The organism is Synechococcus sp. Cruz CV12-2-Slac-r, from assembly GCF_024346075.1.
Lineage (GTDB): Bacteria > Cyanobacteriota > Cyanobacteriia > PCC-6307 > Cyanobiaceae > Synechococcus_D.
The window spans coordinates 1-15,297 of sequence record NZ_JAGQEK010000031.1; the positions used below are offsets into that span (position 1 = coordinate 1).

Consider the following 15,297-nt stretch of genomic DNA (forward strand, 5'->3'; position numbering starts at 1 on the left):
GCGATTTGATCCATATTTTCTGAATAGTATTCTTCATGCAGTTCAAGAGAAAGACGCACATTTTTTCTTGCATTAAGAAACATCATTAAATTATGGGCTTGGAATATAAAACCAACATTTAGCCTCAATAATGCGAGCTGTTTTTTACTTGCACCATTTAACTCTTCACCTAATATTTTTAGGCTACCTTCTTGGCATGATCGCAATCCCCCTAACATTGTGAGTAGTGTAGTTTTACCCGAACCGGAGGGCCCTGTGCAGATAATTATTTGGCCAGGATAAATATCCAGGCTTAGATCTTTTAGGGCATGCTTTCGGTTTTCGCCAATACCAAACCAATGATTTACATTTCTAAGGGAAATAATTGGTGCTTGCTGTGTATCAGTTGGAGTAATATTATTCATTTAAAAAACATCTGCAGGGTCTAATTTAACCAATTTCCGTGTTGCGAGAGCGCCTGAGCCAACACACATAATAAAGGTAAGGCCCAGCACCTGAACAGCCCGTAGGGTTGTCATGTATATAGTTAATTTTGTAACATTAGCAAGCAAAGCATACAGGCCAGCCGAAAGTAGAACCCCAGGTATAAAACCTGCAACCGCAAGAATGGCTGATTGTTGAATAACAATACTAATTACAAACAAATCCCGATATCCCATTGCCTTCAATGTTGCATACTGAGGCAATGAGTTCATCACGTCACCAAATAAGATTTGATAAACAATGATAGAACCAACAACAAAACCCACTAAAACACCAAGCGTGAATATAAAACCAACCGAGGAGTTCTTTTTCCAGTAGGAAAGCTCAAGATCTGCTAATTCAGCTCGAGTTAGAACTTTTACATTTTTCGGCATCAATGGTTGTAACGCTTTTTGAATCGATATTGCTGATGCACCAGGTTTAAGGTGAATTAGTCCGAGTTGAATCTTTCTTGCTTGCTGATTAGGAAATAGATATAAAAATGTTGCATCACTAGTAATTAAATTTGCATCAGATGAGAATGTTGCGCCTAGGCTGAAAGTATCAACAATTTTAATCGATTTATCATTTATTTCAACCGGAGTTGATTTGTTTTGCTTTATTTTTGTAAATATATCACCATATTGTTTTTTTGCAGTACGATCAAAAAATGCTGTGCCTAGAGGTTGTATCTTATATAAATTATTTTCAATTTCAGGAAAATCAAGCGTTGTTCTGTCTAGGCCTACCCCATAAATAAAAATATCAAACTTTTGCTTGGTTTCAGGTGTTATCCAGCTACCCCTAGCAATTCGGAGCGGTGACACTGCTGCTACACCACTAACACCTAGAGCCTGATAAAGTCTGCTGCGATCAAATTCTTGTCAGGATCCTAGATTGCTGTAGCCAGAACTTACCATTGTTAAGTCTGCTGAAAGCTTTTCAATAGGTTTACGTTGGCTATTATAAATACTATCCATTAAACCCAGTTGGAAGAATATTAATAAATTTGAAAATCCAATACCAGCCAATGCGATAGACATCTTGGCTGGGTTATTGCTCACCTGCAGCCACGCCACGGGGGTTTGTTTGAAAAGATTGCGAATTGAAAATTTCATAATTTATCTACCTTCGCTTTATCAAATACAACATTTACTTGAAGATTTGATGCAAGTCGAATTTTTTCTGCTTGTTCTGCATTAATTAATAGTTTTAATTTAACTTCAAATACCCGTTGGTCCATATTTTCTCCAGGTTCGCCTGCGAAAACAGATTGGCGTTTTACCTGAGGAATAAGTTGATATACTTTAGCTCTGATCGTGCCCTTAAATCCGTCAACAGTTATGGTGGCTAATTGCCCTTTACTTATTTTAGGTAAATCTGTTTGATAAACCTCTGCAACAACAACCATATTGGCGGTATCAGCCATTTCAAGTAACCCCTCATCTCCAACTTTGTCACCTGGTCTTGCATTTATTTTCAGTATCTGACCATCCTCAGGCGCTCTTATTGTTGTATCCTTGTATTCTTGATTTACTCTATTAAGTGTGGCAAGTGCTTTGTCTAGTTGATTCTGAGCCTTGCTTACTTCCTCCGGCCTAATATCTTTTATTTGTGCGAGTGTATTGCGAGCACTATTGATGTCTGCTTGCATAGTGCTAAGGCTGCGGTTACGGTTACTTATGGCTTTGGCAAGATCTGAATCGGTAACATCTGCCCTTGTGCGATATCGATCCCTTTGTATTTCAGACACACCACCAACTTTAAATAGCGCTTCGTAGCGCTCGGCTTCCAGTTTTGCTTCCTTTTGTTTTGAGCGAGCTGAGCTGATTTCTGCGTTTAAGGAAAGTGTTTCACCTGCTAATTGACGCTCTAAACTTTGAACTTTATATTCCTGTGCACCAATTTCACCTTTTTTTGCACCTGATTTAACCAGGTTTAATTCACTTTGAGCTACTTTTACTTCCTGCCTCGCTTCCTGAAGGCTCGCCTGCCTTGCCGCCTGGCTATTAAGTATGGCAAGAGCTGTACCAGCTTTAACTATTTGATTTTCTTCTACAAATAATTTTTCGATTCGATCTCCAGAAAGGGAGCTTGGCAGAGAAATTTTGCGCACTTTATTCTCTGGCTCAAGCCTGCCAAGGGCGGATACTTGCCTGGGGGCAGGGGCAATTTTCTCAGGGGGCTTATTTAACTGACAGCCAACCACAAAAACGCCTGTGCAACCCGTTAAAACGAAGCAAAACAATGAATTCTTAATAAAAGAATTGTTATTAAGTGAATTTTTAATTTCCATAATAAAATTTTAATCGTGATAATCTTCTTTAGTGTACTGACGTGATCGCGCTATGGCAAGTGACCCATCAGGCACATCTTTAGTAATAGTAGAGCCCGCTCCAACCACCACATTATTGCCGATTTCTATCGGAGCAACTAATACAGTATTTGCCCCTATTTTGCATTGATTTCCGATCAGGCTAATGTGCTTAGTTTTGCCGTCATAGTTTGCAGTGATTGTGCCGGCACCAATATTTACATTAGAACCAAGAATTGCATCACCTATATAACTTAGATGATTTATTTTGCAGCCTGTTGCGATTTTACTTTTTTTGATTTCAACAAAGTTACCAATACGTACCTCAGCTGCAATTATCGCTTCTGGCCTTAGATGTGCAAAAGGTCCAACGCTGCAGTTGTCTCCTATTGTGGCGCCATTAATAACTGACATTAATACGCTGACATTTTCACCTATTGATGAATTTGTGATTACTGAGCCTGGCCCAATTTTTGAAAAATTGCCGATTGAGCATTCGCCGCGAAAGTGACATTGAGGTTCAACTACTACGTCCTTACCAAATCTTGTTTCCTCTGAAATTGTGCAGCTTGTTGGATCGATAAAGCTTACACCTTCTTTAAGCCAATGCTCCCTAAGGCGTTTCTGTAGATATGATTCACATTCAGCCAATTGGCATCTGTCATTAATACCTGTAATTTCTGATATATCATTTACTTCTAAATGTGTGGCATTACCTAGAAGTTTTACGGTATCTGTGAGGTAAAGCTCCCCTTGATCATTATCGCTTTTTAATTTTGGCAATACCTTTTGCAATTCAGTCCATTTAAAGCAATAAATTCCTGCATTAATCAATGTATTTAAACGCTGTGATTCATCGCAATCCCTGTCTTCAATGATCTGATCAACTCTGCCATTCTCATTACTAAAAACTCTGCCATATCCTTTGGGATTTTCAAGATGAGCGGCTAACAAGCTCACTGATGAACCACTATTCCGGTGTAATTGCAATAATTTCTCAAGGGTTTCAGCGCGCAGAAGCGGCACATCACCATTGAGCACTAACAGATCGCCTTTGAAATCACTTAGGGGCTCGAGTAACTGCTGAATGGCATGGCCAGTGCCATTTTGAGGTTGTTGAATAACAAACTCTGGTTTTCCTGGGTGAGCTTGGAGCTGCTGTTGCACCCGTTCAGCCTGATGCCCAACTATCAACAAGAGCCGATTTGGCTCAAGGCTGTTTGTGCATTTGATTACCCTCTCAAGCAAGGTGGCGCCAGCCAGCGGCTGTAACACCTTTGGCAAACTACTTTTCATGCGGGTACCCTTCCCTGCGGCAAGCACGGCTACGGCCAGCATTAGCAATCAACAACTGGGCGGGAATCTACCGGTAACTAGGCCTGGATTTTTGCTAGGTGTTCCCAAAAGCTTGGATAGGAAACCGCAGCTGCCTCAGCCCTAGCAATTTGGCTTGGCCCTTCAGCATTTAGTGCAGCGATAGCAAGGCTCATCGCAACGCGGTGATCTGTTTCGCTATCGAGCATTGCCCCCCTTAGTTTTTGCGAACCTGGAATCACAAGACCATCTGCTGTTTCTTCAATCTCAGCCCCCATCGCTCGCAACTGACGGGCCATCACCGCTAGGCGATCGGTTTCTTTCACCCTCAATTCAGCGGCATCTTTGATCACACTGGTGCCCTCCGCCGCAAGGGCTGCAACGGCAAGGATTGGGATTTCGTCTATGAGGGTTGGAATCAATTCACCGCCGATTGTGAATGCTTTTAGTGGGCTGGTTTTTACGCGGAGATCTCCCACTGGCTCCCCGGCCACCACTCTGTGTTCGAGGCATTCCACAGCTGCGCCCATCGCATTAAGCACAGTGAGGATCCCTGTGCGGCTGGGATTCAAACCCACGTTTTCAAGGATTAACTCTGTTCCTGGAGTGAGTAATCCAGCCACCAACCAAAAAGCTGCTGAACTTATGTCTCCTGGAACAACAACCCGTTGACCATGAAGCTGATGGCCGGGTTGCAAATGCACTTCGGGAGCAAGGGGATTTGATACGAGTTGGGCTCCAAAAGCCCTCAGCATGCGTTCGCTGTGGTCTCTTGAGAGGCTGGGTTCAATCACCGTTGTGGGGCCCTCTGCCGTTAAAGCAGCCAGCAGAAGCGCACTTTTTACCTGGGCGCTAGCCACAAGCGTATGCAAGATTTTTCCCTTCAGCGCTGCTCCAGCGATTGCAAGAGGAGCCAGATTGCCCTGCTTCCTGCCGCTGATTTGGGCCCCCATTTGCCCTAGAGGTTTTGCCACTCGCCCCATCGGGCGAGTGCGCAGGGATTGATCTCCATCAAGGATGAAGTGACGTCCATGGCATCCGGCAATCAGGCCCAACATCAAGCGCATAGTGGTGCCTGAATTGCCGCAATCGAGGATCGATTCGGGCTCTTGAAGCCCGTTTAATCCCACCCCCTTAACAACAACGTTTACACCTACTGAAATTTCAGATACCTCTACCCCCATAGCCCTGAGACAGTTGGCGGTGCTGAGGGGATCCTCAGCTGGCAATAGCCCCTCAATTTCCGTGTTGCCTTCAGCGATTGCACCAAACAACAAAGCTCGATGGGATATCGATTTATCACCGGGCACGCGGATGGTTCCCCTTAAATTTGCGACTGCACCGCAAATTTGTTTGCTACCGATTGCCATAAAGGTGGTGGGGCTGTAAGCCCAAATCCTATGGATCAGCCGAGCATCAGCCCCCCCTCGGGGTTTAAGGCGGCTTCCAAGCTGCGTTGGTCGTAGAGCAATTCCGCAAGACTTAAAGCTGCCAGCTCCTTTTGCATTGCCCGCAGCAGTCTTTGTTGCAGCTGCAGCTCCAGATGATCGCCGGCGATTGCTGCTGCAGAGGGCTGATTTGCAGAAATGTCGTTTATTACCGCCACTTGTCGCCAACCACCAACAGCGCTGAGTATCGCTTCTAGATAAAGCTCTTGAGGGCTAATTTTTAGTTGATAACCCCCGCTGCGCCCCCTGCTCGCATCTACGAGCCCCGCTCTTCGCATACTTAAAAGCAAGCGCTCCAGCATTGCTGCAGGCAAGCCTTGGCGAGCCGCTAATTCAGGGCCCGATATCTTGCTGCCAGGATGGCGGGCCAGTTCCACAAGGGCCCTTAAAGCAATCGTTCCAGCCCTTGTAAGCATTGATGTTTACCTTTTTATCGCTTAGCCCCTTGGCTTGCTAAGCGTTCCAGCACATGTTCAAGTTGTAGGCCAAATAAACTGGGATCCGGCGTAACTACGTTTCCTGAATCAGCTTCAAGGCCTATATCCATCAAACCTAATTCCTCCCAGCGAGCGCTTATTTGCTTTTCCAGATCAGCACTTCTGCTTAATGGCTTTCCCCAGTCGTGGCGTTTTTCGGGGCCGATCTTCGTGGTGGCATCGATAGCCAACCTCCCGCCCAAACCAAGTCTTTCGCTGGCGAAATCAAGGGAATCAAAGGGGGTATCTTGCAACACGAATAAATCCCTTTGGGGATCAACTTGAGCGGCGATAGCCCATACCACTTGGCGGGGATCTCTCACATTTATTTGTTGATCAACCACCACCACAAATTTGGTGTAGGTGAATTGCGGCAGAGCGCTCCAAAAAGCCATCGCCGCCCTTTTTGCTTGGCCCGGATATGCCTTATTAATTGAAATCACCGCCAATTTGTAGCTGAGCGATTCCATAGGCAAGAAGAAATCAATGATCTCAGGAACTTGCTGGCGCAGGATCGGCGTGTAAATCCGATTCAGGGCAATAGCAAGCATCGCCTCCTCTTTAGGGGGCCTACCACTAAATGTGGTGAGCATCACAGGATTTTTTTGCTGCGTTATGCAGTGGAATCGCACAAGTGGTGATGCCTCTTCTAGGCCGTAGAACCCCATGTGGTCGCCAAAAGGGCCATCTGGGCCTGTTTCACCAGGGGTGATCGTGCCCTCCAGCACAATTTCACTGTGGGCTGGCACCTCGAGATCAACCGTTTTGCAACGGGCCAGATGCACACCCTGGCCTGCATATAACCCCGCAAATAACCATTCCGAAAGTTGCACTGGAATCGGTGTTGCTGCCGCCATTACCAATAAGGGATGCACCCCAAGGGCAACGGCAATTTCCAGCTTTTCGCCCCGGGCAGCTGCTTTACGTAAATGTCCGGCCCCGCCTCGCACGCTGAGCCAATGCACTGTCATTGAGTGGGCATCTTGCTGTTGAAGGCGATAAACCCCCACATTTGGAACGCGGGTTTCCGGATCGCGGGTGATCACAAGGCCAAGGGTGATCACCCTGCCTGCGTCGCCTGGCCAGGGGCGGATCAGGGGTAGCTGATCGAGATTTATTTGATCCCCCTTTTGAATAATTTGCTGGCAGGGGGGGAATAAATCCAAATCTGGACGAGCTTTTACCAAATCCCACAGCACGCGTCCGAAGGCAGCGGTTTCCTGCAAGCCTTTTGGCGGCCTTGGTTGTTGTAATAAAGCGAGTCTGCTGCCCAGTTCTTCCAGCTCCTCAACCCGCTCAAGGCCCATGCTCCACACAACTCTTTCAACGGTGCCTAAAAGGTTGAGTACAAGCGGCATGGGGCTGCCGATCACATTTTCAAATAAAAGGGCCGGCCCTCCAGCCGCCAAAACCCGGTCTGCGATGGCAGCCACTTCAAGGTCGGGATTCACAGGAGCGCTGATGCGGCGCAGCTGGCCCCGCTGTTCCAGAAGCTTCAGAAAATCACGCAGGGTGCGCTGCGCCATTTGTATCAAGAAAGGTGGCTCCTACTGTGGCGCACCTAGCCCGTGCCTTGTGCGATGCGTGTTTCTTATTTCCACACCCCCGAGCGGGTGCCTTCTGGCTCTATGGCAGCAGCAGCCGTTGTGATTGATGTGTTGCGGGCCACCAGCACCATGGCCTGGGCACTCCATAACGGCGCAGAAGCTGTGCAGGCTTTTGCCAATCTCGACGAGCTCAACGCCGCTGCTGCTGCCTGGCCGCAACAGCTCTGCTTGCGGGCTGGAGAGAGGGGTGGGAGCCGCCTGGAGGGCTTCGATCTGGGTAACTCCCCCCTGGCGGTAACAGCTGAAATAGTTGCCGGGAAACGAATTTTCGTGAGCACTACAAACGGCACTAGGGCCCTCGATCGAGTGCAAACTGCACCCCTTCTTGTTACCGCCGCACTGGTGAATAGATCGGCTGTTGCAAAGCGCTTGCTTCAGCAAGCACCTGAAACCGTTTGGGTGGTGGGAAGCGGCTGGGAAGGCGACTACTCCTTGGAAGACAGCCTTGCCGCTGGAGCACTTGCTGCCGCATTGCTGGGCCAGGGGGGAATGGATTTGAAAACGATTGCGGCTAACGATGAATTGTGCGCAGCCCATGCTTTGTGGAGCCACTGGCAGCACCAGCCGGAACAGGCGCTCCGCCTGGCCAGTCATGGCCAGCGATTGGAGCGATTAGGTGATCACGACGCTGATTTTGCTTGCTGCGCCGCTGTAGACAGCCTTGAAGTGGTACCACAGCAAAGTGAGCCAGGGGTTTTGAAGTCATCCTGAAGCTGGGTACAGTTTGGAGAGAAGAACACTTGGTTTTGAGCAGCTTCCTTGCAGCAGCCCTGCAAATGAACAGCACCCCTGATCCGGATGCAAACTTTGCCCAGGCCGAGGAATTGATTGAGTTAGCGGCCCGCCGCGGTGCCGATTTGGTGGGCCTACCCGAAAACTTTGCCTTTATGGGTGAAGAAGTTCGCAAAATTGAATTAGCCCCAAGTCTTGCGGAGCGTTGCAGTCGTTTTTTAGTAACGATGGCGCGTCGATATCAAGTAACTCTCTTGGGCGGCGGTTTCCCGGTGCCGGCAGGGGAAAAGCTCACTTACAACCGTTCAGAATTAGTTGGCGTTGATGGGCTTTTGCTTGCTCGTTACGACAAGATTCACCTTTTTGATGTGGATCTTCCAGACGGAAACACATTCACGGAATCCGCCACCGTTTGCTCTGGCAACGAATTGCCACCTGTTGTTGCAGTGCCTGGTTTATGCAAAATTGGGCTGTCTATTTGCTACGACGTGCGCTTCCCAGAGCTTTATCGCCATCTAGTGGGAGCCGGGGCTGAATTAATAATGGTGCCAGCTGCTTTCACCGCTTACACCGGCAAAGATCATTGGCAGGTATTGCTGCAATCGAGGGCCATCGAAAATACCGCCTACATACTTGCGCCAGCTCAAACTGGCCTGCACTATGGGCGCCGTCAAAGCCATGGCCATGCCCTTGTTATCGATCCGTGGGGCACGGTGCTGGCCGATGCTGGGGTTAGCCCTGGAGCTGCTGTTGCACCGGTTGATCCAAGCCACCTACAGCGGGTTAGGGCTCAGATGCCGAGCCTGCGGCATAGGCGTCCAAGCTTGTTCTGAATTCAGGAATGATTAAGCACTGGCGGCGATGCAGTTTTGCAACCTTTGCGGCCCTGGCTGTTCTTTTTGCTTCGCCAGTTCGTGCATTTAGTGCCTTGGGCGCATGGCGTATTAATGCTGATGGTGTGTTGGAGCTACGTACAACCCCAAATGTGAATCTCACCGCTTCATTTGATGCAGGGGGAGGAAATCGTGGCCCCAGACTATGGATTGATTTTCCCGGCACCCCTACGCGCCCTCGCAATATTGCAGGGGCAGGCCCGATCAGACAGGTGCGAATCGGAGCGCCGGAGCCTGGCATCACAAGGCTTGTAATTGAATTTTTGCCTGGAACGCAGTTAGATCCCACCCAATTGAAATTAGAGGGAGTTGATAGCAACAATTGGAAACTGCAACTTCCCAATCAGCTGGGAGGATTCATCGCATTTGGTGAAGGCAACGTTGATCGGGTTGATCCAGTTGTGCCAATGCCTTTGCCTGGTTACAAACCAGGTGAAACACAACTTTCGCCGCGCCCGCCCCTGCGCACAATGCAAGCAAGCGACCTGCCCCAGGTGAACCGCGGGCGCTTTCGAATTGTTATAGATCCAGGCCACGGCGGGCCAGATCCAGGGGCAGTGGGAATTGGCGGAAACCAGGAGAAGGATGTGGTGTTGGAGATCTCTTTGCAAGTTGCTGAACTGCTGCGTAGCAGGGGTGTAGAGGCTTTGCTCACCCGAAGTGGCGATATCGATGTGGATTTGCCACCGAGAGTGCAACTTGCAAACAACAGCGGTGCCGACGCCTTTGTAAGCATTCACGCCAACGCCTTAAGCATGAGCAGGCCAGATGTGAATGGGCTTGAAACCTTCTATTTTCAGAGCCTACAAGGTAGAAATTTGGCCAGTGCAATTCATTCATCACTGCTTAAAACGGTGCGCCGCACTAATCGAGGTGTAAAAGAGGGTCGTTTTTATGTAATTAAGGCCACTCGAATGCCCTCCTCCCTAGTTGAGGTTGGATTTCTTACTGGCTCTGATGATGCTGCCGACATGATCGATCCTGCCCATCGCCGTCAGTTATCCCTGGCCATTGCTGCTGGAATCCTTGATTATTTGAGGCTTGAAGGTTGAACTTGCCGCAGGGATTGTCTGCAGATGCAGTACTTGGAATGTTTGACAGCGGCCTTGGCGGCCTCACAGTTTTAAGACGGTTGCTCAGTTTGCGTCCTGGACAGCCCTGTATTTATTTAGCTGATACAGCACGAGTTCCCTATGGCGGCCGCAGCGCTGCCGAAATTCGCGTTATTGCAGCTGAGGTAACGAGCTATTTGAAGAAGCAGGGCAGCCAGGCTTTATTGATGGCCTGCAACACATCCAACGCAATCGCACTGGATGTGGCTGAGGCCACTGCAGGTGGGCCAGTGGTGGGTTTAATTGAGGCAGTAGCCAAGGTTGTAAGAGCATCTCGTGTAGGTGTGCTGGCAACCCCTGCTACTGCCGGCAGTGGCGCCTACGGCAAGGCCTTTAGGGCAGCAAACACCCAGATCACCGTTGTTGAAGTGGGCTGTCCCTTTTTTGTACCAGCTATCGAAAGACACGATCTAGGCAGCGGGGCCCTTATCGAAGCAGCCAAGAACTACCTTGAGCCGCTGTTGGCCGCTGAGGTGGAAACCATCGTGCTGGGCTGCACCCACTACCCACTTTTGGAACCTCTGTTGCAACAGCTTTTGCCATCCCATATCGAATTGGTTGATCCTGCTATTGCCGCCGTTGATGTGCTTTGCGAAATGCTGCCAGCGCCCCTGCCTCTTCCCCATGGCGCCGATGCCTTTAGCGGTTGCCGCTTTCTTGTTACCGGTGATCCTGAACCCTTTGCAGCAGGGCTAGAGCATTGGCTTGGAGCCAGCCAAAAGGTGGAGTGGGTGAAACTTCAGCAAGCAGGTTGAGCCCCCTAAGATCAATTGATAATGGTGTTTACATGACAACAGTTGCAGAACTACTTCAGCCTGTTGAATCTGATCTGGAGGATCTGCTGAGCGATTTACGTGTATTGATCGGCGCCGGCCATCCGATCTTGCAAGCTGCAGCTGAACATTTATTTAGCGCCGGTGGAAAGCGGCTCAGGCCAGGCATTGTGCTTTTGTTATCGCGGGCACTTTCACCGAACGGTGAACTGGGGCCTAGGCATCGACGCTTGGCAGAAATTACGGAGATGATCCATACAGCCTCGTTGGTTCACGACGATGTAGTTGATGAGGCAGACACTCGCCGGGGCGTCGCCACTGTTCACAGTAGATTTAGTCATCGAGTTGCTGTGTTAGCAGGCGACTTTTTGTTCGCTCAATCAAGTTGGCACCTTGCAAATTTAGATAATTTGGAAGTTGTTAAATTGTTATCCAGAGTAATTATGGATCTTGCTGAAGGAGAGATTCGACAGGGCCTCTACCGTTTTGATACTGGGCAAAGCTTAGATTCATATTTAGATAAAAGTTATAGAAAAACCGCATCTTTAATGGCCAATAGTGCAAAAGCTGCGGGGGTACTTTCAGATTTACCAACTACTGAATTAAAATCACTTTATGAATTTGGAAGGCTTTTAGGTTTAGCTTTTCAAGTTGTGGATGATATTCTCGATTTTACAGCTGATGATGCTCAACTTGGCAAACCGGCTGCCTCTGATCTTGCATCGGGCACTCTCACAGCACCTGTTATCTACGCGATGGAAGAATTTCCTGCGCTTTCCGGTTTGATTGAGCGGGAATTCAACGAAGCTGGCGATCTAGAGCAAGCCCTTGCCCTTGTGCATCAAAGTAGGGGAATTGCACGCTCCCGTGAGCTGGCTGAGAAATTTAGCCATGAGGCCCGAGCCTGCTTAGATTTCCTCGCCCCATCAGAAGCGAAGTCTGCACTGCTAGACCTACCAGATTTTGTGTTAAGCCGTCTTTACTAAAAAAGCCTTATTTGGTGTGGAAACCAAATTAAAAGTAAGGGTTTTGGGTTTTGATGCTTTACCCGCTTAGGAATGCCGCATCGATCGCTATCTGTTCCATGTCTTTTGCTGTTGCCCAACACATCACACTCACAGATCGCCATGGTCATGCCCTGATGGTTTGTGAATTACCCAAAGGCATTCGTCGCGACGAAGTGGCACGCTTACACCATCAAATTCTTGCCCATTTTCATGGTGAGTTAATCAAGCAAGCTCCAGCAAAGCCCATTCACTTGAGCTGGCCTGAGGTAGTTAATCGTTTAGAGCAGCGGATGGGCTGCCTTGTCTAGTCAAGATATGGGAGAGGTTTTGAATAATACGAAAATTTCAGTTGTTGCTTATACGTTGCAACGTCTAGCTGATCTGGGGATAGATAGGGTTTTTGGTGTTCCAGGCGACTACTCCTTTCCTATTAATGATGCTGTAGAAGAAGATCAGCGCTTAACCTGGATTGCATCAGCCAATGAATTGAATGCTGCCTATGCAGCAGACGGATATGCCAGACGCAGGGGCGCTGCGATACTTTCAACTACTTACGGAGTTGGAGAACTAAGTGCCTTAAATGGTGTAATGGGCGCTATGGCTGAAAGAGTGCCGGTGTTTCACATTGTTGGAGCACCAAGCACAAGAATTGTTAAACAGGGCTTGGTTGCTCATCACACCCTCGGTGATGGAGTATTTGGAAATTTCGAACCCCTTTCAGCCGCTGCCTGCTGCGTAAGTGCACGCCTTAGCCCTGAAAATGTTGTACTGGAATTGGAGCGGGTGATTGATAAAGCCTTGGAGGAAAGTCAGCCAGCATATTTAGTAATTCCGATGGATTTAGCTTTAATGCCAGTGCTTGGAATTCCATTAAAAGGTAGCGTTATTGGCACAATTAGGCAAAGGCAAAGCGACCCTGAAGAATTAAATGCAGCATTAACACATGTGTTAAATAAATTAGTTAAAGCGAAAAACCCAATAGTATTGGCTACGCGCACGATATCTCGATTTGGTTTAAATAATACCTTTGAAAAATTTCTTGAATCTAGTGGCCTCCCCTATGCAACTTCACCAATGGATCGTGGGATTTTATCTGAATCCCATCCAGGATATCTAGGTGTATATAGCGGCGATATGTCTCAACCAGCTATATTGAAGCAAATTATACAAGAATCTGATTTGGTATTAGATATTGGCGGTTTGATTCAAGAAGATTTAAATACAGGAATATGGACAGATGGTATTAACCCCAAATCTTTGGTAAGCATTCGCTATGACTGGGTGCAATCCTCTGGATCTGTTTTTACAAGTGTTGCATTGCAAGATATGCTCGATGGATTAATTGATGCAAAGATTGCTGCAACTTCTAATTGTTATTGGAATGAGAGTCGCCCAGTCCAACCGCCTGCATTTTTGAAGAACACCGGAACTGGCGCTGAGCAAATTTCAGCTAAATACTTTTATCCACTTTTTCAAAATTTTCTACGCAGTGAAGATGTCCTTGTGCTTGAGGCGGGAAGTTGCATGTTGCAAATTAGCAGCCTGCGTTTGCCCGATGGTGTTGATATGGAAAATCAAACGTTATGGAGTTCAATCGGATGGGCTACCCCCGCTGCAATGGGTGTAGCAATGGCGCAACCTGAAAAAAGAGTTGTATTACTTAGTGGAGATGGAGCCCATCAATTAACAGCTCAGGAGATAGGTGTAATGGGGCGTTATGGCGTAAAACCAGTTGTAATTATCTTGAATAATAGTTGTTATGGTATAGAAGATATGCTCAGCGATCGCAATCATGAATACAACATATTGGCGCCATGGAGCTACAGTAAATTACCGATAACTATGGGCTGTGATAATTGGTGGTGTGCTCGGGTTCAAAGTGTAGCTGAGTTAGAAAACGCCTTTAAAGATATAAATATGCAACAAAATGCTGCATATTTAGAAGTTGTGGTTCCAGCTAGCGATAGTAAGCATATAGCGCAGGCGATCGTTGATCGCCTGCAAAAACAACATACTCCGCCTGATAGTATTGAATAATAAAATAATATTTATCGTATAAATAACATCTCTTGATAGGTGGGTAATGGCCAACGATCATCGTCTACCAATAGTTCTAAAGAATCAGCAGCTTTACGCAATTTAAGCATTATTGGCAAAAGTACTTCAGCGCAGTGCTTCATATGGGCAGCGCTGCCATGGGGTGGGTTATTCAAGGCTTGTTCCAAAACAACAATCTGATCTTGAAGATCTTTATTAAGGGAACAGATCTGTTCAGCCAAACTTGTGTCTATTGGTAAACCCAAGCTCTTTTGCTCCATTAATGATCCGCTGAGATCCCCAAGGCTGCCTTGAACGGCCGGTTGTATTTGGGTGCGGGCCATGCGCAGGGCTAATTTTGCTTCCACCTCAATTGCAAGAATGTATTGCTCTGCATAAACTTCATAGCGGCTTTGTAATTCCACTCTGCTTAAAACACCCTGGCGTTCAAATAGATCAGCAATTTCAGGTCTCTCCAATACAGGAAGCGCATCAGCGCAGGTGGGCAAATTTTCTAAGCCCCTCTCATGCACCGCTTTGTGATGCCATTCTTCCGAATATCCGTCGCCACCAAAAACTACCGAACCATTTTCCTGCATTATCTGTTTAAGCACTGCAAAGGAAGCGTCTTGTAAAGATGCTCCACCTTGAATGCAACGCTCAAGTTCATCGCAAAGCCATTGCAGGGAATCGGCAAGAATTGTGTTCATAGCCACCAGCGGACCTGCCACCGATTGACCCGAACCAACAGCTCTAAATTCAAAACGATTACCTGTGAATGCAAATGGTGAGGTGCGGTTGCGATCACCCGGGTCCTTTTGGAATTCGGGCAGAGTATCCACACCCATTTGCATCACTCCAGCCGTAGAGGAAGATTTAGGTTCTCCCTCACGGATTTGATTAAATACATCCTCCAATTGGCTGCCGAGATACACCGAAATAATTGCTGGAGGTGCTTCATTTGCACCAAGTCGATGGTCGTTTCCAGCAGTTGCAACAACAGAGCGCAGTAAAGGGCCAAAGCGATGAATGCCTCTGATTACAGCACCACAAAACAATAAAAACTGCATATTTTCGTGGGGTGTGCTGCCTGGATCTAACAAATTGCCCTGAGTTGAATTC

The 15,297-nt window shown here is 47.6% G+C and carries 15 protein-coding genes and 1 pseudogene; 7 read left to right on the forward strand and 9 right to left on the reverse strand.

Translation table 11 applies throughout. The annotated features are described in order from the left end of the window. The 8 genes from KB557_RS04320 to KB557_RS04355 all read right to left on the reverse strand — a co-directional run. On the reverse strand, positions 1-404 hold a 404-nt coding region (locus tag KB557_RS04320; RefSeq protein ID WP_255131615.1), incomplete at its 3' end, for an ATP-binding cassette domain-containing protein. Next, positions 405-1,289, reverse strand: coding sequence for an FtsX-like permease family protein (locus KB557_RS11190; protein ID WP_255131616.1), 885 nt, complete (start codon positions 1,287-1,289; stop codon positions 405-407). Between the two features lie 57 nt (positions 1,290-1,346). Beyond that, the gene (locus KB557_RS04330) at positions 1,347-1,580 is read right to left on the reverse strand and encodes a hypothetical protein (protein WP_255131617.1); all 234 of its coding nucleotides are present in this window, start codon (positions 1,578-1,580) and stop codon (positions 1,347-1,349) included. Continuing rightward, complete coding sequence (locus KB557_RS04335) at positions 1,577-2,758, reverse strand: HlyD family efflux transporter periplasmic adaptor subunit (protein ID WP_255131618.1); 1,182 nt, start codon at positions 2,756-2,758, stop codon at positions 1,577-1,579. The genes KB557_RS04330 and KB557_RS04335 overlap by 4 nt, the downstream gene beginning before the upstream one ends. A 9-nt stretch (positions 2,759-2,767) precedes the next feature. Beyond that, a complete protein-coding gene (glmU, locus tag KB557_RS04340) occupies positions 2,768-4,114 on the reverse strand; it encodes a bifunctional UDP-N-acetylglucosamine diphosphorylase/glucosamine-1-phosphate N-acetyltransferase GlmU (protein WP_255131621.1) in 1,347 nt (448 codons plus the stop codon). Between the two features lie 35 nt (positions 4,115-4,149). Then, positions 4,150-5,460 carry a 3-phosphoshikimate 1-carboxyvinyltransferase gene (gene aroA / locus KB557_RS04345; protein ID WP_255131623.1) on the reverse strand — a complete coding sequence of 437 codons (1,311 nt, stop codon included), beginning with the start codon at positions 5,458-5,460 and terminating at the stop codon, positions 4,150-4,152. 35 nt (positions 5,461-5,495) lie between these two features. Beyond that, entirely contained in the window at positions 5,496-5,954 is a 459-nt protein-coding gene (locus tag KB557_RS04350; RefSeq protein ID WP_255131626.1) for an Rrf2 family transcriptional regulator, read from the reverse strand. 14 nt (positions 5,955-5,968) lie between these two features. Continuing rightward, positions 5,969-7,540: a UbiD family decarboxylase gene (locus KB557_RS04355; RefSeq protein WP_255131628.1), complete on the reverse strand. Its 1,572-nt coding sequence runs from the start codon at positions 7,538-7,540 to the stop codon at positions 5,969-5,971. Between the two features lie 54 nt (positions 7,541-7,594). On the opposite strand from KB557_RS04355, the gene KB557_RS04360 reads away from it, so the two are divergent. The 7 genes from KB557_RS04360 to KB557_RS04390 all read left to right on the forward strand — a co-directional run bounded on the left by KB557_RS04360 (position 7,595) and on the right by KB557_RS04390 (position 14,175). After that, complete coding sequence (locus tag KB557_RS04360; protein WP_255131630.1) at positions 7,595-8,332, forward strand: 2-phosphosulfolactate phosphatase family protein; 738 nt, start codon at positions 7,595-7,597, stop codon at positions 8,330-8,332. Positions 8,333-8,367: 35 nt separating this feature from the next. Then, the gene (locus KB557_RS04365) at positions 8,368-9,186 is read left to right on the forward strand and encodes a carbon-nitrogen hydrolase family protein (protein WP_255131632.1); all 819 of its coding nucleotides are present in this window, start codon (positions 8,368-8,370) and stop codon (positions 9,184-9,186) included. A 95-nt stretch (positions 9,187-9,281) separates the two neighbouring features. Beyond that, positions 9,282-10,298 carry an N-acetylmuramoyl-L-alanine amidase gene (locus tag KB557_RS04370; protein ID WP_255131634.1) on the forward strand — a complete coding sequence of 339 codons (1,017 nt, stop codon included), beginning with the start codon at positions 9,282-9,284 and terminating at the stop codon, positions 10,296-10,298. Positions 10,299-10,312: 14 nt separating this feature from the next. Further along, positions 10,313-11,113: a glutamate racemase gene (murI, locus tag KB557_RS04375; RefSeq protein ID WP_315856190.1), complete on the forward strand. Its 801-nt coding sequence runs from the start codon at positions 10,313-10,315 to the stop codon at positions 11,111-11,113. 32 nt (positions 11,114-11,145) lie between these two features. Then, positions 11,146-12,117 (forward strand): solanesyl diphosphate synthase, encoded by a 972-nt coding sequence (gene sds, locus KB557_RS04380; RefSeq protein ID WP_255131641.1) that lies wholly within the window; start codon positions 11,146-11,148, stop codon positions 12,115-12,117. A gap of 98 nt (positions 12,118-12,215) precedes the next feature. Further along, positions 12,216-12,446 carry a hypothetical protein gene (locus tag KB557_RS04385; protein WP_255131636.1) on the forward strand — a complete coding sequence of 77 codons (231 nt, stop codon included), beginning with the start codon at positions 12,216-12,218 and terminating at the stop codon, positions 12,444-12,446. Continuing rightward, positions 12,439-14,175 carry an alpha-keto acid decarboxylase family protein gene (locus KB557_RS04390; protein WP_255131638.1) on the forward strand — a complete coding sequence of 579 codons (1,737 nt, stop codon included), beginning with the start codon at positions 12,439-12,441 and terminating at the stop codon, positions 14,173-14,175. The genes KB557_RS04385 and KB557_RS04390 overlap by 8 nt, the downstream gene beginning before the upstream one ends. An 11-nt stretch (positions 14,176-14,186) precedes the next feature. Here KB557_RS04390 and KB557_RS04395 read toward each other — a convergent pair. Then, a pseudogene (locus tag KB557_RS04395) lies at positions 14,187-15,297 on the reverse strand (glutamine synthetase type III); the annotation flags it as partial.

Excerpts from the sequence above, each read along its gene's own strand:
- KB557_RS04355 (WP_255131628.1), bottom strand. The coding sequence starts at position 7,540 with ATGGCGCAGCGCACCCTGCGTGATTTTCTGAAGCTTCTGGAACAGCGG.
- glmU (WP_255131621.1), bottom strand. The coding sequence starts at position 4,114 with ATGCTGGCCGTAGCCGTGCTTGCCGCAGGGAAGGGTACCCGCATGAAA.
- KB557_RS04330 (WP_255131617.1), bottom strand. The coding sequence starts at position 1,580 with ATGAAATTTTCAATTCGCAATCTTTTCAAACAAACCCCCGTGGCGTGG.
- sds (WP_255131641.1), top strand. The coding sequence starts at position 11,146 with ATGACAACAGTTGCAGAACTACTTCAGCCTGTTGAATCTGATCTGGAG.
- KB557_RS04360 (WP_255131630.1), top strand. The coding sequence starts at position 7,595 with ATGCGTGTTTCTTATTTCCACACCCCCGAGCGGGTGCCTTCTGGCTCT.
- KB557_RS04335 (WP_255131618.1), bottom strand. The coding sequence starts at position 2,758 with ATGGAAATTAAAAATTCACTTAATAACAATTCTTTTATTAAGAATTCA.
- KB557_RS04350 (WP_255131626.1), bottom strand. The coding sequence starts at position 5,954 with ATGCTTACAAGGGCTGGAACGATTGCTTTAAGGGCCCTTGTGGAACTG.
- aroA (WP_255131623.1), bottom strand. The coding sequence starts at position 5,460 with ATGGCAATCGGTAGCAAACAAATTTGCGGTGCAGTCGCAAATTTAAGG.
- KB557_RS04385 (WP_255131636.1), top strand. The coding sequence starts at position 12,216 with ATGTCTTTTGCTGTTGCCCAACACATCACACTCACAGATCGCCATGGT.